This is a genomic window from Arthrobacter zhaoguopingii, assembly GCF_009828595.1.
Lineage (GTDB): Bacteria > Actinomycetota > Actinomycetes > Actinomycetales > Micrococcaceae > Arthrobacter_D > Arthrobacter_D zhaoguopingii.
The window spans coordinates 51951-75779 of sequence record NZ_WPNY01000006.1 but is presented as its reverse complement, the minus strand read 5'-3'; the positions used below and the strand labels follow the sequence as shown (position 1 = coordinate 75779).

Here is a 23829-nt window from a genome sequence, read left to right as displayed (position 1 = left end):
GACGCCCCGGGCGCCCGGCGGCCCGCACTTCCACCTTGGGACACTCCATGAGCCTTCTTCGCACCGCGGTCCTCACTGCAGCCCTGGCCACTTTCGCCGTCATCCTCAGCGCCTGCGGCACCCCGGCGCAGCCGGCCGCCGCACCGGAATCCGCTGCGCCGTCGCCGGCCAGTTCGAGCGCGCCGGCGTCGAACGTCCGCCAGCCGGAGTTAAACGACCTCGTCACCGAGAACTCGCACGAGGGGGCGCGGGCGTTCCTTTTCCACTACTTCGACCTCACCGCCTACGCCCTGCAGACAGGGGACACGGACGTGCTCCTCGCCCACCTCGACGGCGCGGCCGCGGAGGCCGAGCGGGCCGACCGCATCGCGGAGGTGTACGAGGACGGCGGGTGGATCCTCGGCGGGCAGCCCAAGGTGAAGAACGTCCTCATTACCTCGCCCGAAGGCGCCGGCCCGGTGACCGCGCTGCTCCCCGTCAACCCCGGGGAGTACACGGCCTTCGGCACCGACGGGGAGGTCCTTGAGCACCGGCCGTTCAGCCCGGACGGGACGATCTACACCGCCGCCGTGAAGTACGCCGACGGGGCATGGAAGATCACGTCGCTGGAGGAGACCCCCGGGACCGAGCTGCCGGAGTAGGACTGTCCCCCAGGGGACCTGCCCTCTCCGGCGTCCGCGCCGTGCCCTAGGGCAGTTCGGCGCCCCGCGTCTCGGGGGCGTTGCGGGCCATCCACAGCACGGCGGCGAGCACCAGGGCGCCGGTGAGCGCGAAGGTCAGGGGCAGCCCGAGGTAGGGCCAGAGCAGGGACCCGAAAATGAGCGGCACCAGTCCGGCGCCCACCCGGGACACCGTTGAGGCCCACCCGAATCCCGATCCGCGCAGGTGCGTTGGGTAGAGCTCCGAGACGTAGGTGTAGAGCACCGGGATGGCGACCTGAATCAGGAAGCCGAAGGCCAGGAGCCACAGGGTCGCCACCAGCGGCAGTTCGACGGTGAGGGCGAAAACGACCAGGACGGCGGCCGACAGCGGCCCGGTGATCCCGAGGATCCACTTGCGGCCCACCCGCTCCACGAGCAGCGCCGCCGCAATCACGCCGAACAGACCGATGCCGGTCATTCCGGCCGTCGTAATGAAGGCGACCGACTGCTTGTACCCGGCCTCGATGAGGATCTTGGGCATCCAGGTGAGCGCCCCGTAGTACACCAGCAGGATGGTCAGGAAGAGCGACCAGGCCGTGAGGGTCAGCCGCCAGTTGTAGCGCCAGATGCCGGAGAACTGGCCGGTGAGCCCACCCAGGGTAAGTTTCTCGGCCGTGCCGGGCTCGGGCAGCCGCCATGCGACCGGCTCACCGCCGGTGCGCTCGACGAGGGAGTCGATGACCTTCCGGGCCTCCTCCTGCCGGCCCTTCTGCACCAGGAACAGCGGGGATTCGGGGACTGAACGGCGCACCCAGAACACCAGCAGCGCCGGCAGGACCATCACCAGCATGGCGTACCGCCAGTTGCCGAAGGTCGCTACGAGCAGCGTGGTGACGACGCCGCAGAGGAAGGCTCCGATCGGCCACCAGGCGTCCATGGCGGTGAGCACCCGGCCCCGGTGCCTGCGGGGGGTGAACTCACCGACGAGGGCGTAATCCACCGGGATACAGCCGCCCAGGCCGAACCCCGCGGCGAAGCGGAAGATGCAGAACCACACGATGTCGGGGGAGAAGGCGCCGAGCACGGTGAAGACGGAGAAGATCAGCAGGGTCGCGGTGAACGCCGTCCGGCGGCCGATGAGGTCGGCGATGGAGCCCCAGGCGAACGCCCCGAGGGCCATGCCGATCAGGTTCGAGGTGCCCACCCAGGCCGCCTGGCCGGGGGTCAGGCCCCAGTCGGCGGAGAGCAGGGGGATGAGGTAGCCGTTGAGGGTGACATCCCAGGCGTCAAACATGAAGCCGAGGCCGCCGATCAGGAAGATTCTTCCCTGCACGCGCCACCGCCAGGGAAGCTCCTGGACCACCTGGTCGCCGGTGGGTAATGAAATTGAGGTGCTCACGGTGCCTTCCTGGACGGGCGGGGTGCTTGGAAAACTGTACAGTCGCGCAAAGGCGGCGCAGAAAATGTGTCCCTGGTGATCTGCAACGCAGAAATAACGACTTAAAGTCCTGTTGACCGTAATTTGTGCATCCTCGATTCTAGGCCCGTATTCCGGCCCGCCCGGACGCCGCCCGCGGCCCATGCGCTCCGCTGCCGCTTCCGCTGTGGATAACCCGGTCGGACCCGTCCGGAGATAGACCATTGAGGGATGGAATTCCTCCCCGGGCTCCCGATCCAACGGCTTTCCTTCACGCTCGACGAGGCCCGCACCGCCGGCGTCGACTACAGCCGCCTGCGGAGGACGGACCTGAGCATTCCGTCCCGGAGCGTCCGTGAGCGCCGGGGGAGCGACGTGCCCCTTCTCGATCGGGCTGCGGTGCTGACCTCGCTTTCACCCCGGACGGCGTGCAGCCACACGACAGCTGCCGCACTCTGGGGGCTTTTCCTTCCTCCCTGGCTGGATCCGGCGGCTCCGATCCACCTCAGCCGTCCGATGGAGCTCACGGCTCCCCGGCGGCGCGGAGTTCGAGGCCACCGGGTGCCGCTCACTCCGCGGGACGTGGTCCCCGTCAACGGTGCCTTCGTCACCGCGCCGGCCTGGACCTGGACCGACCTGGCCGGAATGCTCCGGCTGGCCGACCTCGTGGCGGCGGGGGACTGCCTGCTCCGGAGGGATGATGCGCCTGCACGTCCGGGCACGATCGGCGTACCCGACCCGCTGTCCTCGCTCGGGGAGATCGCCGATGTCGTCGGGCGGCGCCGGGGAAGCAGGGGGATCCGAAGGGCGCGGGAGGCGCTGGAGCTGCTGCGGCCCGGCGTCGATTCGGCACCGGAGACCCGGCTCCGCCTGCTGATCCTCGAGGCGGGGCTGCCCGAGCCGGAGGTGAACCAGTGGATCCTCGATCCTTACGGCCGCCGGCTGTCGCGGCCGGACCTGCAGTACCGCAGGCAGCGGATTGCCCTTGAGTACGAGGGCGAACACCACCTGCTGAGCGCAGTGCAGTGGAATCGTGACATCGAACGGGACGACCGGCTCCGGGAACTGGGCTGGGTGGTCCTGCGGTTCAGCAAGCATCACCTTCTTCCGGCGGACGTCCCGGCGTCGATGGGAAAGATCCGCCGTGCACTGGCCGCGGCGGAGGCGCGGGGACCCTCTGGTATGCCGTTCGGGGTCTGACAGGCACATGGCCTCGAGGACACCGCGACCCCCTTCCCGTCGAGGACGCAGCAATAACGGATGGGAGGGTATTCCGTCCGTCGTTCTGCGTCCTCGATCGGAGAGGGATGGGGGCCGGGCGGGGTCTCCCCGGTGCGCCTATAGAATTGGAGCGTCCCCCGCACAGCCACAGTACGGAGATCTGCGTGAGCCCCACCCATCTTGACCGTGTTCCCATCCGCCGGGCCCTCATCTCGGTGTACGACAAGACCGGTCTGGAGGATCTGGCCCGCGGTCTCTCCGCGGCGGGGGTGGCACTCGTCTCCACCGGCTCAACGGCGTCCCGCATCGCCGCAGCCGGAGTGCCCGTGACCGAGGTCTCCGAGGTCACCGGCTTCCCCGAGTGCCTCGATGGACGGGTCAAGACCCTCCACCCGAAGATCCACGCCGGCATCCTCGCCGACCGCCGCCGCGACGAGCACGTCGCCCAGCTCGCCGAGCTCGACGTCGAGGCCTTCGACCTCGTCGTGGTGAACCTCTACCCCTTCGTCGAGACGGTCCGCTCCGGCGCCGCCCCCGACGACGTCGTCGAGCAGATCGACATCGGCGGCCCCGCCATGGTGCGCTCCGCCGCGAAGAACCACCCCTCGGTCGCCGTCGTCGTCGACCCGGGCCGGTACGCCGACGTCGTTGCCGCCGCGGAACAGGGCGGATTCGACCTCCGCGCCCGCCGCCGCCTCGCGGCGCTGGCCTTCGCGCACACCGCCGCCTATGACACCGCGGTGGCGACCTGGACCGCAGCCCAGTTCGGCGACGACACCGAAGACGGCGACGCCTGGCCCGCATACGCCGGGCAGGCCCTCGAACGCTCCGAGGTGCTGCGCTACGGCGAGAACCCGCACCAGCCGGCGGCCCTCTACTCCGACAAGGCGGCGGCCCCGGGCATCGCCCAGGCCACCCAGCTGCACGGCAAGGCCATGAGCTACAACAACTTCGTCGACGCCGACGCCGCCCTGCGCGCCGCCTTCGACTTCGACGAGCCAGCAGTAGCGATCATCAAGCACGCCAACCCGTGCGGCGTCGCTGTCGGTGCCGCCGGCGCTGAGGACCCGATCGCCGACGCCCACGCCAAGGCGCACGCCTGCGACCCGGTGTCGGCCTTCGGTGGCGTGATCGCCGCCAACCGCGAGGTGAGCGCCCGCATGGCCGAGGCGGTCAAGGACATCTTCACCGAGGTCGTGATCGCCCCGGGCTTCGCCCCCGAGGCCGTGGAAATCCTCTCGCAGAAGAAGAACATCCGCCTCCTCGTCCTGCCCGAGGGCTACCGGCGCGAGCCGGTGGAGCTGCGCCAGGTCTCCGGCGGCGTGCTCGTCCAGCAGGCCGACGCGCTGCAGGCCGACGGCGACGACCCCGCGAACTGGACCCTCGCGGCCGGTGAGCCGGTCGACGAGGCAACCCTCGCCGACCTCGCCTTCGCCTGGCGCGCCTGCCGGGCCGCGAAGTCCAACGCGATCCTGCTTGCCGCCGACGGCGCCTCGGTGGGCGTCGGCATGGGCCAGGTCAACCGCCTCGACTCCTGCCGGCTCGCCGTGGAGCGGGCCAATACCCTCGCCGGCGACGGCATCGAGCGCGCCCGCGGGTCGGTCGCCGCCTCCGATGCCTTCTTCCCCTTCGCCGACGGCCTGCAGATCCTGCTCGACGCCGGAGTACGCGCCGTGGTGCAGCCCGGGGGATCGGTGCGTGACCCCGAAGTCATCGGCGCCGCAAACGCGGCGGGCGTTCCCCTGTACTTCACCGGCGCACGGCACTTCTTCCATTAGCTCCGGCTGGCCCCTCGGGTAGGTTGGAACCGAGGGATACCCAGAATCCGCATCCGAAGACTCCGCATCCGAAGACTCCCAGGGAGACGCCAATGGCCAAGATCATTTACACCCACACCGATGAAGCGCCCATGCTGGCAACCTACTCATTCCTGCCGATCATCGAGGCGTTCGCCTCGACGGCCGGAGTGGACATCGAAACCCGCGACATCTCGCTCTCGGGCCGCATCCTCTCCCTCTTCGGCGACCGCCTCACCGAAGACCAGCAGGTGCCCGACGCGCTGGCCGAACTCGGCGCCCTCGCGAAGACTCCCGAGGCGAACATCATCAAGCTCCCCAACATCAGCGCCTCAATCCCGCAGCTGAAGGCCGCAATCGCCGAGCTGCAGGCCCAGGGCTACGCACTGCCGGACTACCCCGACGCCCCCTCCACGGAGGAGGAGAAGGAAGCACGCGCCCGCTACGACAAGGTCAAGGGCAGCGCCGTCAACCCCGTCCTCCGCGAGGGCAACTCGGATCGGCGGGCTCCCGCCTCGGTGAAGAACTTCGCCCGCCAGAACCCGCACAGCATGGGCGCCTGGACGCCGGAGTCGAAGACCCGCGTGGCCTCCATGGGCGCCGACGACTTCCGATCGAATGAGAAGTCGGTCGTTCTCAAGGCCGAGGACACCCTCCGCATCCAGTTCGTCGACGCCGACGGCGCCACCACCGTCCTGAAGGAGTCCGTCCCCGTCCGCGCCGGTGAGGTGGTGGACGGCACCGTGATGCGCGCAGCCGCCCTCGACGACTTCCTGAAGGCACAGGTCGCCCTTGCGAAGCAGGAGGACCTGCTGTTCTCCGTCCACCTGAAGGCCACCATGATGAAGGTCTCGGACCCGATCATCTTCGGTCACGTGGTGAAGGCGTTCCTGCCCGAACTGTTCGCCACCTACGGCGACCAGCTGGCTGCCGCCGGCCTCAGCCCGAGCAACGGCCTCGCCTCGATCCTGGGCGGGCTCGACGCGCTGCCCGCCGACGTGCGCGACGGCGTCAAGGCCGCCATCGACAAGGGCATGGCCGAGGGCCCGAAGCTGGCCATGGTCGATTCCGATCGGGGCATCACCAACCTCCACGTGCCCAGCGATGTGATCGTTGACGCCTCCATGCCGGCCATGATCCGCAGCTCCGGACACATGTGGGGGCCCGACGGCGCGGAAGCCGACACGCTCGCGGTCATCCCCGACAGCAGCTACGCCGGTATCTACACGGCGGTCCTCGATGACTGCCGGGCCAACGGCGCCTTCGACCCCACCACCATGGGCACCGTCCCGAACGTCGGACTGATGGCGCAGGCCGCCGAGGAATACGGCAGCCACGACAAGACCTTCCAGATTCAGGACGCCGGCACCGTGCAGGTCCTCGACAGCGCGGGAACTGTCCTCATCGAGCACGACGTCCAGCCGGGCGACATCTGGCGGGCCTGCCAGACCAAGGATGCGCCCATCCGCGACTGGGTCAAGCTCGCCGTGACGCGCGCCCGTGCGTCGGGCATGCCCGCCGTGTTCTGGCTCGACGAAAGCCGCGCCCACGACGCCAACCTCATCGCCAAGGTCCGGGAGTACCTCGGGGAGCACGACATCGAGGGTCTGCAGATCGAGATCATGACCCCGGAGAAGGCCACCGCCTTCACCCTGGAGCGGATCCGCAGGGGAGAGGACACCATCTCGGTGTCCGGCAACGTGCTGCGCGACTACCTCACCGATCTGTTCCCCATCCTCGAACTGGGGACCAGCGCCAAGATGCTTTCGGTGGTTCCCCTCATGAACGGCGGCGGACTCTTCGAGACCGGCGCCGGCGGCTCGGCGCCGAAGCACGTCCAGCAGTTCCTGAAGGAAAACCACCTCCGCTGGGACAGCCTCGGCGAGTTCCTCGCTCTGGCCGTGAGCTTCGAGCACCTCGCCGTGTCGACCGGAAATGCGCGCGCGCAGATCCTCGCCGACACCCTTGACCGGGCCACCGGCACGTTCCTGCTCGAGAACAAGTCGCCGAGCCGCCGGACCGGCGAGATCGACAACCGCGGCAGCCACTTCTACCTGGCGCGGTACTGGGCGCAGGAACTCGCCCAGCAGACCGAGGACACCGCACTGGCGCAGGCCTTCTCCGTGGTGGCTGAGGCGCTCGCGTCCAATGAGGACACGATCGTCGCCGAACTCCTCGCCGTGCAGGGTTCGCCGGTCGACATCGCGGGCTACTACCACCCCGATGTCACCAAGGTGGCCTCCGCGATGCGTCCGTCGCAGAAGCTCCAGGAAGTCCTGGCGATCCTCGCCGCCTGACGGGCCGTCCGGCTCGAACGACCGGCAACCGTTCACCCGAAGAGGCCGCTCCCGCATCCGCAGGGGCGGCTTTTCGGGTGAATGGGCTGCGCTACATCGAATCGTTGGCGTAGCGCAGCCCCAGCTGGGCCCGAATCCCGTCAAGCAGGTGCATGGTGGTGAGCGTGTCCGCCAGCGGCATGGTGGGGCTCTCGATCAGCCCGGCCTGGATGCAGCGGGTGGTCTCCCGCAGCTCGTAGGTGTACCCGGCGCCCACCGAGTCGAAGGTTTCGGTCCGCAGTTCGCCGTTGAGCGGCTGGACCGTGAGCTCGCGCGGATTGTGGAGCGGCCCGTCGCCGGTGCGCAGCCAGCCGCCGCTGCCGGCCACGGTGGCGGCGGCCGGACCCAGGGCGCCGAGGGAGGAGGTCAACTGCGCCTGGGCGCCCCCTTCATAGCTGAGCGTCACCGCGTTCTGGACGTCCACCCCGTCCCCGTTCAGTTCAGCGGAGGCAGAGACCGACGCGGGGAAGCCGAGGGCGCCGAGGGTCCACGTGAGCGGGTACACGGTGAGGTCGAGCAGTGCCCCGCCGCCGGCGGCCGGGTCCCAGATCCGGCTGGAAGGGTTGTATCCGGCAGGGAAGCCGAGGTCGGCCTGCACCCAGCGGATTTCGCCCAGCTCGCCGGAGGCGAAGATGTCCAGTGCGCGGTTGACGCTGGGCAGAAAGCGCGTCCACACGGCCTCCATCAGGAACAGGCCGCGGGCGGTGGCGAGGTCGATCAGTGCCGCGGCCTCGGCCGCGTTGACGGTGAAGGGCTTCTCGCACAGGACGTGCTTGCCGCTGGCCAGCGCGGCGCGGGCCACCTCGAAGTGCTGTGCGTGCGGGGTGGTGACGTAGACGACATCGATGTCCGGGTCGTCGAAGAGCTGCTGGTAGCCGGGCACCCCGTCGGCGTCCCCGTAGCTGGCGGCGAAGCCGAAACGCCCGGCGAACTCACGGGCCCGATCGGCGCTGCGGGAGCTCACGGCGTGCAGGACGGCGTCCTCGAGCAGGGCGATGTCGGCGGTGACCTTTGAGGCGATGCCCCCGGTGGCCACGACCCCCCACCGCAGGGGACGGCCGGTGGCAGCCAGGGGGCTGGGCGCCCCGGGCGCGGCACAGGGAGGCTGAACAACAAATCGCTGGTGAGGTGTCATGACCTCATCCTTTCGGCGAAAGCCGCCGCGGTCCAGCGCCGCTGCCGTGTCCGGGTCCGCGCCGCCGCTGCTCCCGGTGGCTGGCCCGGTGCCCGGTCCGGCATCCGGCGGCGCAAAAAGAAATCCCGGTACCGCCGAGGCGGCACCGGGATTTCCCGTTCAGCCCGTTGCCGGGCCGGATCTTGGGAGGTTACTTGACGATCTCGGAGAGCGTGGGATCGTCGGCGTAGGCCTCTGCTGCGTTTTCCTTGGTGACGATCTGCGGCTCGAGCAGGTAGGCCGGAACGACCTTCACACCGTTGTCGTAGGACTCTTCGTCGTTGACTTCCAGCTCCTCGCCGGCGGCAAGGCCTTCGACCATGGTGATGGAGTGCTCCACCAGGTCGCGGGTGTCCTTGTTGATGGTGGAGTACTGCTCACCCGCGATGATCGACTTGACCGATTCAACCTCGGAGTCCTGGCCGGTGACCACGGGGATGTCCTTGCCTGCGGCCTTCACCGAGGTGAGGATGGCGCGGGCCAGGGTGTCATTGGGGGACAGGACGCCGTGGAGTTCCTCGGAGTCGTAGTTGCCGGAGAGCAGGGTGTCCATGCGGCGCTGGGCGTTCTCCGCCTTCCAGCCCTGGGTGACGGCCTGGTTGAACTCGGTCTGGCCGGAGACGACGTTGAGCGTGCCGTCGTCGATCTTCGGCTGGAGGACGCTCATCGCACCGTCGAAGAAGACCTGGGCGTTGGCATCGTCGGGGGACCCGGCGAACAGCTCGATGTTGTACGGGCCTTCGCCCTTCTGCTCGGCCATTCCGTCGAGCAGGGCCTGGCCCTGGAGCTCACCGACCTGGAAGTTGTCGTAGGCCACGTAGTAGTCGACGTTCTCCGTGTTGGTCAGGAGGCGGTCGTATGCGATGACGGTGATGCCGGCATCGGCGGCCTGCTGCAGCTGGCTGCCCAGCTGGGCGCCGTCGATGGCCCCCACGATCAGGACCTCGACCCCGTTGGTGATCATGGAGTTGATCTGGTTCTGCTGCTCGGACACGCCGCCGTTGGCGAACTGAACGTCCGGCTCGTAACCGGCCTCGGTCAGGCCGTCGTTGAACAGCTGCTCGGCCAGGACCCAGTTCTCCGAGGTCTTCTGCGGAAGGGCGACGCCGATCGCGGCACCCTCCTCGAAGCCTCCGGAGGCTGCCTCGTTACCGGTGTCGCCGCCCTCGTTGCCGGTGCCCGCATCTTCACGGCCGCAGGAGGTCAGCGCGAGCGCCGAGATTGCAGCGACTGCCGCAAAGGACTTTGCGAAATTACGCATTCCATTCTCTTTCTTTAGCTTGCTTTTTTCGGACGGTTGAAACTTCCCGGGCGCACCCTGTCAGGTGCCTGCCGTCAGGACTTGGAGATGACTTCCTTTGTGGAAATCGGCTGCTCGCTGTCGGGGCTGCGTACCTCACTCGGCTGGTCCGGCTTGGACTTGTTGCCGAAATTGCGGGTCAGGAGGCCGGTGATCGAGGGCTTGCCCTGGGTCTTGTTGTAGACATCGAAGGCGACGGCGATCAGGAGTACGAGGCCTTTGATGATCTGCGTCATGTCGGCGCCGATGCCCAGCAGCTGCAGGCCGTTGTTCAGCACGGCCATGACGAGGCCGCCGATGATCGAGCCGATGACGGTGCCCACGCCGCCGGTCACCGCCGCGCCGCCGATGAAGACGGCCGCGATGGCGTCAAGCTCCCAGCCGACGCCGTCGAACGGTCCGGAGGCAGTGGAGCGCCCGACGAAAATCATGCCGGCCAGGGCCGCCAGGATGGACATGTTCATCATGACCATGAAGTTGACCTTCTTGCTCTGGACTCCGGAGAGCTCAGCAGCGTGCCGGTTGCCGCCGACGGCGTAGACGTGGCGGCCGGCGATGGTCTTGTTGGAGATAAAGCCGAAGATGACCACCAGGGCGCCGAGGATCAGGCCCGGGATGGGGAAGGAGGTGCCGGGGCGGCCGGTGGCGAACAGGTAGGTCGCGTACAGGATGGCCGCGGAGATCAGGCCCACCTTGACGAGGGAGACCCACATCTCGGGGACCTCGGCGCCGACCCGGGCCAGACGCTTGCGGGTGCGCAGTTCGTTGTAGATGACGAAGGCGACCAGGAGCAGGCCCAGCAGGACGGTGAGGTTGTTGTACCCGGTGACCGGGCCGACCTCGGGCAGGTAGCCGGAGCCGATGTACTGGAAACCCTCGGGAACCGGGACTGTGTTGGACTTGCCGACGAACTGGTTGGCTCCGCGGAAGAGCAGCATGCCCGCGAGGGTCACGATGAACGCCGGTATGCCGACGTAGGCGACCCAGAAGCCCTGCCAGGCACCGATCGCCGCGCCGAGGAGCAGGCCGACGAGGATCCCGCCGTACCACGGCAGTCCCCAGTCGCGCATGGCGATCGCCACGACGATGCCGGCGAAGGCCGCCACGGACCCGACGGAGAGGTCGATGTGCCCGGCGATGATGACCAGCACCATCCCGATCGCGAGGATCAGGATGTAGGAGTTGCCGTTGAAGAGGTTCATCATGTTGCCGGAGGTGAGCGTTTTGCCTCCGGTCTGCCACTGGAAGAAGATGACCAGCGCGATCAACGCGAAGATCATCCCGAACTGGCGGGTGTCTCCGCCGAAGATTTTCTTGAGGGAATTCATGGTTGGCGTCCTAGGGGCTTCGGTCAGGCAGCTTTTTTGCTGGCGGTCATCAGTTTCATGAGGGATTCCTGGCTTGCGTCCTCCCGGGCGATCTCACCTGTGATGGCACCCTCAAAGATTGTGTAAACACGGTCGGACAGCCCGAGCAGTTCAGGAAGCTCGGAGGAGATGACGATGACTCCCTTGCCCTGCGATGCGAGGCGCTGGATAATCCCGTAAATCTCAAACTTGGCACCGACGTCGATCCCGCGGGTGGGCTCATCGAGGATCAGCAGCTCGGGGTCGGTGAACATCCACTTGGAGAGGACCACCTTCTGCTGGTTCCCGCCGGAAAGCTTCGCGACGCCCTCGTTGACGCTCGGCGTCTTGGTGCGCAGCGACTGACGGTATTCCTCCGCAATCCTGTACTCCTCGTCCTTGTCGACGACGAGGTTGCGGGTGATTTTCTTGAGGTTCGCCGAGACCGTCGTTGATTTGATGTCATCCAGGAGGTTCAGGCCGAGGGACTTCCGGTCCTCGGTAACGTACGCCAGGCCGGCTTCGATGGCCTGGGGAACGGACTTCAGCGTCACCTCCTTGCCGTTGATGAAGATCTGGCCCGACTTGAAGTTTCCGTAGGAGCGGCCGAAGACGGAGCGCGCCAGTTCGGTTCGTCCGGCGCCCATGAGGCCGGCGAAGCCGACGATCTCACCGCGGCGCACGTAGAAGTTTGACCCCTTGGCGACGAGCCGGTCCGGGACCGAGGGGTGGCCGACGGTCCAGTCGCGCACCTCGAAGAACACCTCGCCCAGTTTCGGGGTGTGCTCCGGGAAGCGGGATTCGAGTGAGCGGCCCACCATCCCGCGGATGATGCGGTCCTCATCGACGCCGTCCTCCTTCACGTGGAGGGTCTCGATTGACTTGCCGTCACGGATGATCGTGATCGAATCGGCAATCTGCTCGATCTCGTTGAGCTTGTGGGAGATCATGATGCACGAGATGCCCTTGGATCGCAGCCCTGACATGAGGTCAAGGAGGTGCTGGGAGTCGGTCTCGTTAAGGGCGGCGGTGGGCTCGTCGAGGATGAGCAGCTTGACCGACTTACTGAGCGCCTTGGCGATCTCGACGAGCTGCTGCTTGCCGACGCCGATGTCCTTGATCTTGGTGGTGGGGTCCTCGGAGAGTCCCACCCGCGCCATCAGCTCGAGGGTTTCGCGGTTGACCTTGTCCCAGTCGATGACTCCGAAGCGGGTCGGCTCGTTGCCGAGGAAGATGTTCTCGGCGATGGAGAGCTCGGGGATGAGGGCCAGTTCCTGGTGGATGATGACAATGCCGGCGGCCTCGCTGGAGCGGATGTCCTTGAACTGGACCTCCTTGCCCTGGAAGATGATCGATCCGGAGTAGTCGCCGTAAGGGTAGAGGCCGGAGAGGACCTTCATCAGGGTGGACTTGCCGGCGCCGTTCTCGCCGCAGATCGCATGGATCTCGCCGGCTCGCACGGTGATTGAAACATCGGCGAGGGCCTTGACGCCAGGGAATTCCTTGGTGATCGATCGCATCTCAAGGATTGTGTGGTTCTCCATTGAAGCCTCCCGGCAATGACGGCGTTGTCTCGGTGCAGGCCCCCGAAGCGACCCAAAAGAATTGAACCCTGCCCCCACGCTTGCCGTCAAGTCTTGAACGCAAGACGCAGGCTTTTAACTCCTAACAGTTACGAAGGGACCAGAGGGATGGCGGCGCGGGCAGGCTGTGACAGGACGACGGCGGCGCCCCCGAGTGCCTCGGCCCGGTCACCGAGCGCAGACATGTGAACGCTCGTCGTCTCGCCCACGATGGGGACGGAATGGCGCAGCAGGCCGCGGCGGATGGGGTTCAGCAGGATGTCCCCGAGCCCCGTCAGGGGCCCGCCCATCACGACCACCTCGGGATTGATCAGGTTCGCCACGTGGGCCACGGCCCGCCCGATAGCCAGTCCGGCGTCGTCGATCACGCGCAGGGCCGCAGTGTCTCCTCCCAGGGCCAGTTCGACGATGCCCTGGGTGTCCACCGGCTGGCCGGATCCCCGGTTGAGCAGTTCGATCATGGTCGAGGTTGAGGCGACCGTTTCGAGGCAGCCGCGGTTGCCGCAGCGGCACACGAGTCCGTGCTCGCTGATCGTTGTGTGCCCGAGCTCCCCGGTGATTCCCACATTGCCGTAGAAGAGCGCGCCGTTGAGGATCAGGCCCGCCCCGATACCGGAGCCGACCTTCATGAACATGAGGTTCTCCACCCGGCTGTGCTGGCCCCAGGTGATCTGGGCCAGCGCGCCGAGGTTGGCGTCGTTCTCAATGTAGACAGGCATGCCGAGCCGGGCCCCGAAGGTCTCCCGGATGTTGATTCCGACCCACTCGGGCAGGATCGCGCCCTGCACCACCGTTCCGGTGCGCCGGTCGATCGGGCCGGGGATGCCGATGCCGGCACCGAGCACCGCCGACCGGGAGATGCCGGCCTGGCTCAGCACCGTGTCGAGCAGGTCCGCGGCGACCCGGAGGCCCTCCGCGGCGCTGTGCCCGAGGGGCAGGGCAGCGGCCTGCTCGCGCAGGATGCGGTAGTCGAGCCCCGCGAGCACCACCCGCACGTGGCGGCGGCCGATGTCGATACCGGCGGCGACTGATCCGTTGTCATTGAGGATGACAGACAGCGCCCGCCGCCCCGAACTCGTGGTGGGGACGGTGGTGACGATCCCGCTCCCGGCCATCACCTTGACGATGTTCGAGACCGTGGCGGTGGAGAGTCCGGTCTGGCGGGCGAGTTCTGCCTGCGTCTGGGGGCCTCCGTTGACCAGGGCCCGGATGATGCGCTGCTGGTTCTGTTCCCGGAGTGCTGACTGGGATCCCGGCCGTGGTAGCAGTGCGCCGGGATGGATCCTCGTCGTCGAGGCGGGTTCTGCGCGCATGTATCCAAGGGTGCCTCAGCGCCCGTTTGTAGTCAAGAAGTTAACGCAGCCTGGTGCTGCCGTGCCAGCCCGCGGTAGCTCCGCGCGTTCTCCCGGATCCCGGCCACCTCGTCGTCGGAGAGCGGCCGGCGGACCTTCCCGGGGACACCGGCCACCAGCGAGCGGGGCGGGACCACCGTTCCCTCGAGGACGACGGCGCCGGCGGCCACCAGCGACTCCGACCCGATGACCGCGCCGTTGAGCACCGTGGCGTTCATGCCGATCAGGCAGTCGTTTTCGACCGTGCAGCCGTGCACGACGGCGCCGTGGCCGACGCTGACCCCGCTGCCGATGGTCGTGGGGAAGCCCGGATCGGCGTGGACCACCACATTGTCCTGGAGGTTGCTTCCCTCGCCCACCCGGATGGGCGCGGTATCGGCGCGCACGCTGACCCCGTAGAAGGCGCTGGCCGACTCACCGAGCACCACGTCGCCGATAATCGAGGCCGTGGGTGCCGTGAACGCCGTACCGGGAATGCTCGGACTCGTTCCGTTGATGCTGATGAGGTGGGCCATACGGCCAGCATAGGGCTTCAGTTCGGGTCCAATAGGAGGTCATGCCCTTCGCTCCGCCGTTCCGCCGTCTGCGCTGCGGCCTTGCCCCGCCGGCCCGCTCTATCCTACTGTTAGTAACCTACCGATAGTAGTTTGCTAACAGTACGTCGAAGGAGAAGGTTATGACCGGAGCCCTGATCGTCGTTGTCCACCCTGATCTGCGTTCGCTCAGTCATCAGGTCGCCGCAGAGGTTGGTGACGCGCTCACGGACGCCGGCGTATCGAGCGAGGTGGCCGATCTCGCTGCTGAAAGGTTCGATCCGCGGTTCAACGCCGGCGATCGCTCGGCTTACCGCCGGGGCGCCGCAGTGCTTGGCGACGTAGCTGCCGAGCAGAAACGCCTTGATCGGGTGGAGCATCTCATCCTGGTTTTCCCGGTGTACTGGTGGTCGATGCCGGCGCTGCTCAAGGGCTGGATCGACCGGGTTTTTGTCAATGGCTGGGCCTTTGAGCAACCGGAGGGCGGATCGCTGACGCCGAAGCTGCAACGACTGACCATCCACCTGGTTCCAATCGCCGGAGGTGACGCCGACGGGTATCAGCGACATGGGTACGGGACGTCCCTCAGTACGCAGATCGAACACGGGATTGTGGATTTCTGCGGAGCTCGGCGAGGGTCGACCCGGTACCTCTATGACTCCGAGACGAAGACGGCCACAGTTCTTGCCGAAGAGGCAAAACAGCTTGCACATGACATCGCTCAGGAGATAACCGCGGCCAATGGCGTGCCGTTGTAGGTCCGATTCGCCCGGCGGATCGGGTTCATCGCAGCGACGACGTCGACACGCGGTCACCGAAGGCTGCCAGCCCGGCGGGAATCAGCGTCATGAAAGTATGTGCGGCTTCGACCTCACTGCAGCCGCCCCGCACCATCGCGGCAGCCAGCGCTTCGCCGGCACCCACCAGTCCGATGCAGCGCAGCTCGAGCTCCTCTGGCCCCAGCGGGGTGTGGGGCGCCAAAGCGGTGGCAAACAGCTGCACGTAACCATCGATCATTTCCTGGAAGACCGCATCCTTCTCATCGCTGCCCGCCAAAGCCGCGCCGACAGCCTGCCAATCACCGTTGGAATCAGCAGCGCAATGGATGTACGTGGTCGCCAGGACAGCTGCAGTCTCCTGGAGCGTGCCCGCCCCATCCGCCAGTGCTGTCCGGAGCTTCCGCACCTGCTCGCCGTCGAGAGACCTGTACAGCTCGATGAGGAGACCGGAGCGGCTGCCGAAATGCTCGTACGCGATGGGTTTGGATACTCCCGCCCGGGTCGCCAGATGTCCCAGCGTCAGCCGATCCGCGCCTTCCTCACGCACGATCAGCAACGCCGTTTCAAGCAGCTGTTGTCGTCGGTCCGCCCTGGAAAGCCTGCGCGGACCGGTTCCCCCCATCACGCCACCTGCCTCGGTTTTCACATCAACGAATCCTTACCGCAACCTACTATAGGTAACCATCCTAGTTGAAGACGATGGTCCGGTGCCCGTCGAGCAGGACCCGGTGCTCGGCGTGCCACTGCACGGCCTGCACCAAGGCGCGGCCCTCGAGTTCCCTGCCGATCGCCACGAACTGCTCGACGCTGCGCGCGTGGTCGACCCGGATCACTTCCTGCTCGATGATCGGGCCCTCGTCAAGAGCCCCCGTGACGTAGTGCGCCGTGGCGCCGATCAGCTTCACGCCGCGGGCGTGCGCCTGGTGGTAGGGGCGCGCCCCCTTGAAGGAGGGAAGGAAGGAGTGGTGGATGTTGATGGCGCGACCCCGCAGGTCGGCGCAGAGGCCGTCGCTGAGGATCTGCATGTACCGGGCGAGCACCACGAGGTCGATCCGGTGTTCAATGATGAGCGCGCGCAGCTGCTCCTCGGCGTCCTCCTTCGTCTCCGGGGTCACGGGGATGGTGTGGAACTCGACCCCGTAGAAGGCGGCGAGGTCAGCAAGGTCGGGATGGTTCGAGACGATCACCGGAACTTCGATGGGCAGCGTGCCGGAGCGGTGCTGGAACAGGAGGTCGTTGAGGCAATGGGCGGCCTTGGAAACCAGGATCAGCGTCCGGGTGGGCGTGCCGTCGAGGTTGAGTTCCCAGTCCATGCCGAAGGAGCGGGCGACCGGCTCCAGCTGCCGGCGGAGTTCGGTCTCACCGGCGTCCGTGGCCAGTGCCACGCGCATGAAGAAGGTTCCCGTGTCCGGGCTCCCGTACTGCTGGGACTCGGTGATGTTCGCGCCGGCGGCGACGAGGGCCCCGGAGACCCCATGGACGATGCCCGGGCGGTCAGGGCAGGAGAGCGTGAGGGAATAGGAGCTCGATGCTGGTGCGGTCACCGTCCAAGGCTACCGGGGTCCCGTGCTATCGGGCAGGCACCGGTTCCCGCGAGCCCAGAACCTTGAGCGCAGCCAGGGCGGCGGCGCGGCCCGCACGGGTGGCCCCCACAGTGGAGGCGGAGGCGCCGTAGCCGACCATCAGGAGGCGCTCCTCGCGCATCACCCGGACGCCGTCCATGCGGATGCCCCCGCCGGGTTCCCGCAGGTGCAGCGGGGCCAGGTGGTCGATCGAGGCCCGGAAGCCGGTGGCCCACAGCACGACGTCGACGGGTTCGTAGGTGCCGTCCTGGAGTTCGACGCCGTGTTCGGTGAGCCGCCGCATCGGCCCGCGGGAGACGAGGACTCCCGCCTCGATGCCGGCCGCGTACTGCGCCGTGAGGGAAATGCCCGTGGTGCCCACGACACTCTTCGGGGGAAGCCCGGCGCGGGTGCGGGCGTTGACCGCTGCCTCGATCGCCCGTCCCCACTCCGGGGTGAAGTCCCGATCGAGCCATTCCAGGGGTCGGCGGGTGCTCCAGATCGTGCTGGCCCCGGCGTCATTGAGCTGGAGCAGGAACTGGGCCGCCGAGGTTCCCCCGCCGACCACGAGGACCCGCTTGCCGGTGAAGTCGGAGGCGGCACGGAACCCGTGGGTGTGAAGCTGCTGTCCGCGGAAGATCTCCCGCCCCGGATAGTAGGGCAGGTAAGGGCTGTCCCAGGTGCCCGTGGCGTTGATGACGGCGCGCGCCCGCCAGGAGATGCCCTCGCGGCCGGTGACCTCAAGGCGCTCTCCGCCGTCGACGCGGTCAACGCGGCTCACGTGCGCCGGGCGCAGCACCGGGAGTCCGAACTCGGCCTCATAGGCAGCGTAGTAGCGGGTCACGACGGCCGAGGACGGCTCCTTCGGGTCGGGGGTTTCGAAGGGCAGGCCCGGCAGCGGATGAAGTCCGTGGGCGGCATCAAAGGTCAGCGACGGCCAGCGGTGGCGCCAGGCGCCTCCCGGGCCCTCGTTCGCATCGAGCATCACGAAGCCGCTGCCCGGTTCGATCCCGTGCCTGCGCAGGTAATAACCACTGCTCAGGCCGGCCTGGCCGGCCCCAATGACGACGATATCCGTCTCGCGCGCTTCGTTGTCCACTATCCCGCCCTGTTCCACCGGCGTCCGCGCCGGCATCAATCGGCCCGGCGGAGACCGGGCATGTGACCCGTGCAACCGGCCCGTATCCAGCGGTATTCCGGTGCCGGTCCCAAAAGTGGCACTCCATGAGGAGCATCACATCGCCGGGCCGGCCTCCCCGGCGCCGGGCCGGTGGCGGTGCCAGTGACGGTGCCAGAGGCGGTGCCAGGCAGGGCGCCGGAGCCGCCGCCGGGGCCGACGGCGGGACCGCCACCGGGACCGTCAAGGAGCGCCGGGACCCACCGGCCGGGGTGGCACCGGCCGGAGCGCTGCGGCTAGGATAGGGGGCGCCGCGACTGGCGTAGGGTGGGCAACCACCGGGAAGCGGCACGCACTGCAGGGAGCCGGGCGAGGGCCCGAACGACCCCGCGGGGCACTGTGCCAACCACGGATCGCACGCCTGGGCCGGGGGTTACTTCCGCCGCTATGTGCCGTCCCGGGTGGGCTGCACCACAGTGCTGCGGGTAGCCTGAGCTGTAAAGCACCCCACCACCGAAGGACCTTCCGTGACCACTTCGCCCCTGACCGATTCCGTCACCAACGCCCCGCTGTCCGAGATCGACCCCGAGATCGCCGCGGTCCTGCGCGACGAGCTGAGCCGCCAGCGGGACACCCTCGAAATGATCGCCTCCGAGAACTTCGCCCCCCGCGCCGTGCTCGAGGCCCAGGGCTCGGTCCTGACCAACAAGTACGCCGAGGGCTACCCGGGACGCCGCTACTACGGCGGCTGCGAGCACGTCGACGTCGCCGAAAACCTCGCCATCTCCCGCGTCAAGGAGCTGTTCGGCGCCGAGTACGCCAACGTGCAGCCCCACTCGGGCGCCCAGGCCAACGCCGCCGCCCTCGCCGCCATGATTCGGCCCGGCGACAAGATCATGGGCCTCTCGCTGGCCCACGGCGGACACCTCACCCACGGCATGAAGCTGAACTTCTCCGGCAAGCTCTACGAGGTCGCCGCCTACGGTGTCGAAGAGGACACCCACCGGCTCGACATGGACCGGGTCCGCGCCCAGGCGCTCGCCGAGAAGCCCGACGTCCTCATCGCCGGCTGGTCCGCGTACCCGCGCCACCTCGACTTCGAGGCGTTCCGCTCCATCGCCGACGAGACCGGTGCGCTGCTGTGGACCGACATGGCCCACTTCGCCGGACTCGTGGCCGCGGGCCTGCACCCCAGCCCGGTCCAGCACTCCGACGTCGTCACCTCCACCGTCCACAAGACCCTCGCAGGCCCGCGCTCCGGGGTCATCCTGGCCAAGCAGGACTGGGCCAAGAAGCTCAACTCGAGCGTCTTCCCCGGCCAGCAGGGCGGGCCGCTCATGCACGTCATCGCCGCCAAGGCCACCGCCTTCCGGATCGCCGGATCCGCCGAATTTAAGGAACGCCAGGAGCGGGTCCTCGAGGGCGCCCGGATCATCGCCGAGCGCCTGACCGGGTCCGACGTCACCGAGCACGGCGTCTCCGTCCTGACCGGCGGCACGGACGTGCACCTGGTGCTTGTGGACCTGCGCAACTCGAGCCTCGACGGGCAGCAGGCGGAGGACCTCCTCCACTCGGTCGGCATCACCGTCAACCGCAACGCCGTTCCCTTCGACCCCCGGCCTCCCATGGTCACCTCCGGGCTGCGCATCGGCACCCCGGCGCTGGCCACGCGCGGGTTCGGTGCCGCCGAGTTCACCGAGGTCGCCGAAATCATTGCCGCGGCCCTCAAGCCGTCCCCCGACGTCGCAGCCCTGCGGGCGCGGGTGTCGGCGCTCGCCGCCAACTTCCCGCTGTACCCGGGCCACGAGGAGTGGTAGGAGAACTCCCCGCGGGCGCCGCCTCCTCCCGGGCGGCGGCGTCCGGGGAGTTCGACATTCCCAGCGCGGAATGCTGCTTCACCGGGTGCTGCAACCGCGGGAAGGCGTTCCTTCTCGAACTGATAGACACCCCTGAAACGACCGGAGAACGTTCATGAGCACCACCACCGCCCGCGTCCTCGACGGCAAGGCCACGGCCGCCGCAATCAAGGACGAGCTCGCCGTGCGCGTCCGCGAGCTTGCCGCCCGCGGCGTGCAGCCCGGGCTCGGCACCGTCCTCGTGGGGGACGACCCGGCCAGCAAATCCTATGTCGCAGGCAAGCACCGCGACTGCGCCCAGGTCGGCATCCGTTCCATCCGCCGGGACCTGCCTGAGTCCATTACTCAGGAGGAGCTCGAGGCGGTCATCGACGGGCTCAACGCCGACGACGAAACCACCGGGTACATCGTCCAGCTTCCCCTGCCGAAGCACATCGACACCAACCGCATCCTTGAGCGGATCGACCCCGACAAGGACGCCGACGGCCTGCACCCCACCAACCTGGGCCGGTTGGTGCTCAACGTGGGCGCGCCGATGGCCTCGCCGCTGCCGTGCACGCCCAACGGGATCATCGAGCTGCTGCGGCGCCACGGCATCGAACTTGCAGGGCGCAACGTGCTGGTGGTCGGCCGCGGCGTCACCGTCGGCCGGCCCCTGGGGCTCCTCCTGACCCGCAAGGCGGTCAACGCCACAGTCACCCTCGCCCACACCGGCACCACCGACCTCGAGGATCACCTCGGGCGGGCCGACGTCGTCGTGGCCGCCGCGGGCTTCCCCGGCATGATCAAGGCCGCGCAGCTGAAGCCCGGAGCGATCGTGCTCGATGTCGGGGTCACCCGGATCGAGGATCCGGAGACGGGGAAGGCTGTCCTTTCCGGCGACGTCGAACCGGCCGCGGCCGAGGTCGCCGGCTGGCTGTCGCCCAACCCCGGCGGCGTCGGGCCCATGACCCGGGCGATGCTGCTGGCCAACGTCGTCGACGCCGCGGAGCGCCGGCTCTAGGCGCCAACGCACCCGAAAACGACAACCGCACCGGATATATCCGGTGCGGTTGTCGTTTCGGGGTGTGCTCGTCGTTCCTGGCTGCGCCGGCTGTCCACCCACCGCCCATTGCCCGGATTGGCTAGTCCCAATGACTTTTCTGGCCTAGGCTGGGCTGGTGCCTCCCAACCTCACCGCTGAGCCTGTTATTGCCGCGCGCGCCCTGAGCAAGCACTACGGCGAGTTCGCCGCGGTCGACGGGATCTCCTTCGAGGTGCCGGCCGGTGAGGCCTTCGGATTGCTGGGCCCCAACGGAGCCGGCAAGTCGACGACGATGAAGATGATCGGCGGGGTCTCCCAGCGCACCTCGGGCGAGCTTTCCATTATGGGCCTCGACCCCGAACGGCACGGCCCCGAGGTCCGCGCCCACCTTGGCGTCGTCCCGCAGCAGGACAACCTCGACGAGGAACTGCGGGTCCGCGACAACCTCCTGGTGTACGGGCGCTACTTCGGCCTGCCGATGAGCTACCTGAAACCCAAGGCCGACGAGCTGCTCGAGTTCGCGCAGCTGACCGAGAAGGCGACGGCGAAGGTCGACTCGCTCTCCGGCGGCATGAAGCGCCGGCTGACCATCGCCCGGTCGCTCATCAACGAGCCGAAGATCCTGCTGCTCGACGAGCCCACTACGGGCCTGGACCCGCAGGCCCGCCACATCCTCTGGGACCGGCTCTTCCGCCTCAAGGAGTCCGGGGTCACCCTGATCCTGACGACCCACTACATGGATGAGGCCGAGCAGCTGTGCGACCGGCTGGTGGTCGTGGACAAGGGCAGGATCATGGCGGAGGGCTCGCCGGCTACCCTTATCCGGCAACACTCGACCCGCGAGGTGCTCGAACTGCGGTTCGGCTCCGAACGCAACACCACCGTGGCGGCTGACCTCGAGGGTATCGGGGAGCGGCTCGAAACCCTGCCCGACCGGGTCCTGATCTATGCCTCCGACGGCGAGGCGGCCCTCGAGCAGGTCACCGCCCGCGGCCTCCACCCCATCACCTCCCTGGTACGCCGGTCCTCCCTCGAGGACGTGTTCCTGCGCCTGACCGGAAGGAGCCTCGTTGACTGAGCACCGCACCGGAGCCCCACCCACGGCCTCCGCGGGCACGCCGGGGCCGGGGCAGGGCGCCCATCCTCCCGCGGTCTCTGCCGCCCGGGCCCGTGCCTTCGGCTCCTGGTACTACGCCGAACATGTCCTGCGGGTAATGAACAGCTACCGGTGGACCATCCTCGCCTCCAGCGTGGGCACCCCGGTGATGTACCTCTTCGCCATGGGGGTCGGCCTGGCCAGCCTTGTGGACAGCTCCGGGGCCGGGACGTTCGGCGGCGTGAGCTACCTCGTCTTCCTCGCCCCCGCCCTGCTGGCCTCGGCCGCCCTGATGGCGGCGACGAACGAATTCACCTACCCGGTGATGGACGGCTTCAAGTGGCGCCGGGTCTACTACGGCCCGCACGCCTCGCCGCTGGGCACCCACCAGATCGTCAACGGCCACATTCTCGCCGTGACCCTGAGGCTGGCGGTCATGTCGATCATCTACTTCGCCATCGTCGCCCTCTTCGGTGCATCGCCGTCGCCCTGGGGCTGGGCCGCCGTCCCTGTCGCGGTGCTCAGCGGCCTGGCCTTCGGCGTGCCCCTGATGGCCTACGCGGCAAGCCTCACCGAGGACAAGGGCCAGTTCGCCCTGGTGATGCGGTTCATCGCCACCCCGCTGTTCCTGTTCTCCGGAACCTTCTTCCCGCTCGACACCCTCCCGCTCCTGCTGCGCTGGATCGGCTGGATCTCACCGCTGTGGCACGGCACGGAACTGGGACGGGCCCTGACCTACGGGCACGCCATCCCGCCGGGCCTCGCCGCGGTCCACCTGATCTACCTGGTTGCCCTGACGGTGCTCGGCTGGCGCCTGGCCCAGCGGACTTTCGCCCGGAGGCTGGGCGCGTGACGAACTCGCTCTCCGTCGAGGACTACCGGCTCACCGGCCGCACGCGCACCCTGGGCGCCCTGTATTCGCGCAACGCCCGCGCGGTCATCGCCCGCGGCCTGCGCGCCACGAAGAGCAGCAACTGGATGGTGATGGTCTCCGGTTTCTTCGAACCGGTGCTGTACCTGCTGTCGATGGGCGTGGGCCTCGGCGCGCTCGTGGGCACGGTGACCGGCCCCGGGGGTTCCGAGATCAGCTATGCCGCCTACATCGCTCCGGCTCTGCTGGCGGTCTCGGCGATGAACGGCGCCGTCTATGACAGCACCTGGAACGTCTTCTTCAAGATGAACTTCGCCAAGCTCTACCAGGGGATGCTCTCCACCTCGCTCGGGCCGCTCGACGTCGCCATCGGCGAGATCTTCCTGGCCCTGCTGCGCGGGGCCCTCTACGCGACCGGGTTCACAGCGGTGATGGGCCTGATGGGCCTGATCACCACCCCGTGGGCGCTGCTGATGATTCCGGCCTCGGTGCTGATCGCCTTCGGGTTCGCGGCGTTCGGCATGGCCATCACCAGCTTCATGAAGACCTTCCAGCAGATGGAGTGGGTCAACTTCGTGATGCTGCCGATGTTCCTGTTCTCGGCGACCTTCTACCCGCTGAGCGTCTACCCGCAGCCCATCCAGTGGTTCATCCAGGCCCTCCCGCTCTGGCACGGCGTCGAACTCCTCCGGCAGATCAGCGCCGGGGTGTTCACCGCGGCCACCGGCGTGCACGTGCTGTACTACGCCGTGATGATCGGAATCGGCGTGGTACTCACCACCGGGCGGCTGCGCGCGCTGTTCCTCAAATAGCCGGCGCCGACCC

The 23829-nt window shown here is 68.0% G+C and carries 20 protein-coding genes; 10 read left to right on the top strand and 10 right to left on the bottom strand.

The genetic code is table 11. From position 1 onward, the window contains the following. The first annotated feature begins 47 nt into the window (after positions 1–47). Positions 48–641, top strand: coding sequence for a DUF6318 family protein (locus tag GVV86_RS09775; RefSeq protein ID WP_159802670.1), 594 nt, complete (start codon positions 48–50; stop codon positions 639–641). Positions 642–687: 46 nt separating this feature from the next. Here GVV86_RS09775 and GVV86_RS09770 read toward each other — a convergent pair whose 3' ends face one another. After that, the gene (locus GVV86_RS09770; protein ID WP_159802669.1) at positions 688–2040 is read right to left on the bottom strand and encodes an MFS transporter; all 1353 of its coding nucleotides are present in this window, start codon (positions 2038–2040) and stop codon (positions 688–690) included. Positions 2041–2289: 249 nt separating this feature from the next. On the opposite strand from GVV86_RS09770, the gene GVV86_RS09765 reads away from it, so the two are divergent. The 3 genes from GVV86_RS09765 (at position 2290) to GVV86_RS09755 (ending at position 7372) form a co-directional block, all read left to right on the top strand. Next, positions 2290–3258: an endonuclease domain-containing protein gene (locus GVV86_RS09765; protein WP_159802668.1), complete on the top strand. Its 969-nt coding sequence runs from the start codon at positions 2290–2292 to the stop codon at positions 3256–3258. A gap of 185 nt (positions 3259–3443) precedes the next feature. After that, a complete protein-coding gene (gene purH, locus GVV86_RS09760) occupies positions 3444–5057 on the top strand; it encodes a bifunctional phosphoribosylaminoimidazolecarboxamide formyltransferase/IMP cyclohydrolase (RefSeq protein ID WP_159802667.1) in 1614 nt (537 codons plus the stop codon). A 92-nt stretch (positions 5058–5149) separates the two neighbouring features. Next, positions 5150–7372 carry an NADP-dependent isocitrate dehydrogenase gene (locus GVV86_RS09755; protein ID WP_159802666.1) on the top strand — a complete coding sequence of 741 codons (2223 nt, stop codon included), beginning with the start codon at positions 5150–5152 and terminating at the stop codon, positions 7370–7372. A gap of 91 nt (positions 7373–7463) precedes the next feature. Here the strand turns inward: GVV86_RS09755 and GVV86_RS09750 are convergent, their stop codons facing one another. The 6 genes from GVV86_RS09750 to GVV86_RS09725 all read right to left on the bottom strand — a co-directional run bounded on the left by GVV86_RS09750 (position 7464) and on the right by GVV86_RS09725 (position 14681). Beyond that, the gene (locus GVV86_RS09750) at positions 7464–8546 is read right to left on the bottom strand and encodes a Gfo/Idh/MocA family protein (protein ID WP_159615565.1); all 1083 of its coding nucleotides are present in this window, start codon (positions 8544–8546) and stop codon (positions 7464–7466) included. 190 nt (positions 8547–8736) lie between these two features. Next, a complete protein-coding gene (locus tag GVV86_RS09745; protein WP_159615567.1) occupies positions 8737–9846 on the bottom strand; it encodes a substrate-binding domain-containing protein in 1110 nt (369 codons plus the stop codon). A 74-nt stretch (positions 9847–9920) separates the two neighbouring features. Further along, positions 9921–11213 carry a multiple monosaccharide ABC transporter permease gene (gene mmsB, locus GVV86_RS09740; RefSeq protein ID WP_159615569.1) on the bottom strand — a complete coding sequence of 431 codons (1293 nt, stop codon included), beginning with the start codon at positions 11211–11213 and terminating at the stop codon, positions 9921–9923. 23 nt (positions 11214–11236) lie between these two features. Then, positions 11237–12775, bottom strand: coding sequence for a multiple monosaccharide ABC transporter ATP-binding protein (gene mmsA, locus GVV86_RS09735; protein WP_159802665.1), 1539 nt, complete (start codon positions 12773–12775; stop codon positions 11237–11239). Positions 12776–12903: 128 nt separating this feature from the next. Further along, entirely contained in the window at positions 12904–14127 is a 1224-nt protein-coding gene (locus GVV86_RS09730; RefSeq protein WP_159615573.1) for an ROK family transcriptional regulator, read from the bottom strand. Between the two features lie 32 nt (positions 14128–14159). Further along, positions 14160–14681 carry a gamma carbonic anhydrase family protein gene (locus GVV86_RS09725; protein WP_159615575.1) on the bottom strand — a complete coding sequence of 174 codons (522 nt, stop codon included), beginning with the start codon at positions 14679–14681 and terminating at the stop codon, positions 14160–14162. Positions 14682–14842: 161 nt separating this feature from the next. Between GVV86_RS09725 and GVV86_RS09720 the strand changes: the two genes are divergently transcribed. Further along, complete coding sequence (locus GVV86_RS09720; protein ID WP_159802664.1) at positions 14843–15457, top strand: NAD(P)H-dependent oxidoreductase; 615 nt, start codon at positions 14843–14845, stop codon at positions 15455–15457. Between the two features lie 25 nt (positions 15458–15482). Here GVV86_RS09720 and GVV86_RS09715 read toward each other — a convergent pair whose 3' ends face one another. From GVV86_RS09715 to GVV86_RS09705, 3 genes are read right to left on the bottom strand one after another with little or no spacing between them, the layout of a single operon-like run. Further along, entirely contained in the window at positions 15483–16124 is a 642-nt protein-coding gene (locus GVV86_RS09715) for a TetR/AcrR family transcriptional regulator (protein ID WP_201291419.1), read from the bottom strand. A 40-nt stretch (positions 16125–16164) separates the two neighbouring features. Next, positions 16165–17022: a formyltetrahydrofolate deformylase gene (gene purU / locus GVV86_RS09710; protein ID WP_159802663.1), complete on the bottom strand. Its 858-nt coding sequence runs from the start codon at positions 17020–17022 to the stop codon at positions 16165–16167. Between the two features lie 25 nt (positions 17023–17047). Further along, positions 17048–18139, bottom strand: a complete 1092-nt coding sequence (locus GVV86_RS09705; protein WP_246669942.1) for an NAD(P)-binding domain-containing protein — start codon at positions 18137–18139, stop codon at positions 17048–17050. A gap of 545 nt (positions 18140–18684) precedes the next feature. Between GVV86_RS09705 and glyA the strand changes: the two genes are divergently transcribed. From glyA to GVV86_RS09680, 5 genes are all read left to right on the top strand, one after another. Beyond that, positions 18685–19974, top strand: coding sequence for a serine hydroxymethyltransferase (gene glyA / locus GVV86_RS09700; protein WP_159802661.1), 1290 nt, complete (start codon positions 18685–18687; stop codon positions 19972–19974). Between the two features lie 154 nt (positions 19975–20128). Continuing rightward, positions 20129–21016 (top strand): bifunctional methylenetetrahydrofolate dehydrogenase/methenyltetrahydrofolate cyclohydrolase, encoded by an 888-nt coding sequence (locus GVV86_RS09695; protein WP_159802660.1) that lies wholly within the window; start codon positions 20129–20131, stop codon positions 21014–21016. A 157-nt stretch (positions 21017–21173) separates the two neighbouring features. After that, positions 21174–22115, top strand: coding sequence for an ABC transporter ATP-binding protein (locus GVV86_RS09690; RefSeq protein WP_159802659.1), 942 nt, complete (start codon positions 21174–21176; stop codon positions 22113–22115). After that, positions 22108–22986, top strand: coding sequence for an ABC transporter permease (locus tag GVV86_RS09685; RefSeq protein WP_246199557.1), 879 nt, complete (start codon positions 22108–22110; stop codon positions 22984–22986). The genes GVV86_RS09690 and GVV86_RS09685 overlap by 8 nt, the downstream gene beginning before the upstream one ends. After that, positions 22983–23816: an ABC transporter permease gene (locus GVV86_RS09680; protein ID WP_159615589.1), complete on the top strand. Its 834-nt coding sequence runs from the start codon at positions 22983–22985 to the stop codon at positions 23814–23816. Before GVV86_RS09685 ends, GVV86_RS09680 begins: the two co-directional genes overlap by 4 nt. The last annotated feature ends 13 nt before the right edge of the window (positions 23817–23829 follow it).

What these genes read in the sequence shown, in the direction of transcription:
- GVV86_RS09775 (WP_159802670.1), top strand. Translation starts at nt 48, where the DNA reads ATGAGCCTTCTTCGCACCGCGGTCCTCACTGCAGCCCTGGCCACTTTC.
- GVV86_RS09765 (WP_159802668.1), top strand. Translation starts at nt 2,290, where the DNA reads ATGGAATTCCTCCCCGGGCTCCCGATCCAACGGCTTTCCTTCACGCTC.
- GVV86_RS09755 (WP_159802666.1), top strand. Translation starts at nt 5,150, where the DNA reads ATGGCCAAGATCATTTACACCCACACCGATGAAGCGCCCATGCTGGCA.
- GVV86_RS09750 (WP_159615565.1), bottom strand. Translation starts at nt 8,546, where the DNA reads ATGACACCTCACCAGCGATTTGTTGTTCAGCCTCCCTGTGCCGCGCCC.
- GVV86_RS09745 (WP_159615567.1), bottom strand. Translation starts at nt 9,846, where the DNA reads ATGCGTAATTTCGCAAAGTCCTTTGCGGCAGTCGCTGCAATCTCGGCG.
- mmsB (WP_159615569.1), bottom strand. Translation starts at nt 11,213, where the DNA reads ATGAATTCCCTCAAGAAAATCTTCGGCGGAGACACCCGCCAGTTCGGG.
- mmsA (WP_159802665.1), bottom strand. Translation starts at nt 12,775, where the DNA reads ATGGAGAACCACACAATCCTTGAGATGCGATCGATCACCAAGGAATTC.
- GVV86_RS09730 (WP_159615573.1), bottom strand. Translation starts at nt 14,127, where the DNA reads ATGCGCGCAGAACCCGCCTCGACGACGAGGATCCATCCCGGCGCACTG.
- GVV86_RS09725 (WP_159615575.1), bottom strand. Translation starts at nt 14,681, where the DNA reads ATGGCCCACCTCATCAGCATCAACGGAACGAGTCCGAGCATTCCCGGT.
- GVV86_RS09720 (WP_159802664.1), top strand. Translation starts at nt 14,843, where the DNA reads ATGACCGGAGCCCTGATCGTCGTTGTCCACCCTGATCTGCGTTCGCTC.
- GVV86_RS09695 (WP_159802660.1), top strand. Translation starts at nt 20,129, where the DNA reads ATGAGCACCACCACCGCCCGCGTCCTCGACGGCAAGGCCACGGCCGCC.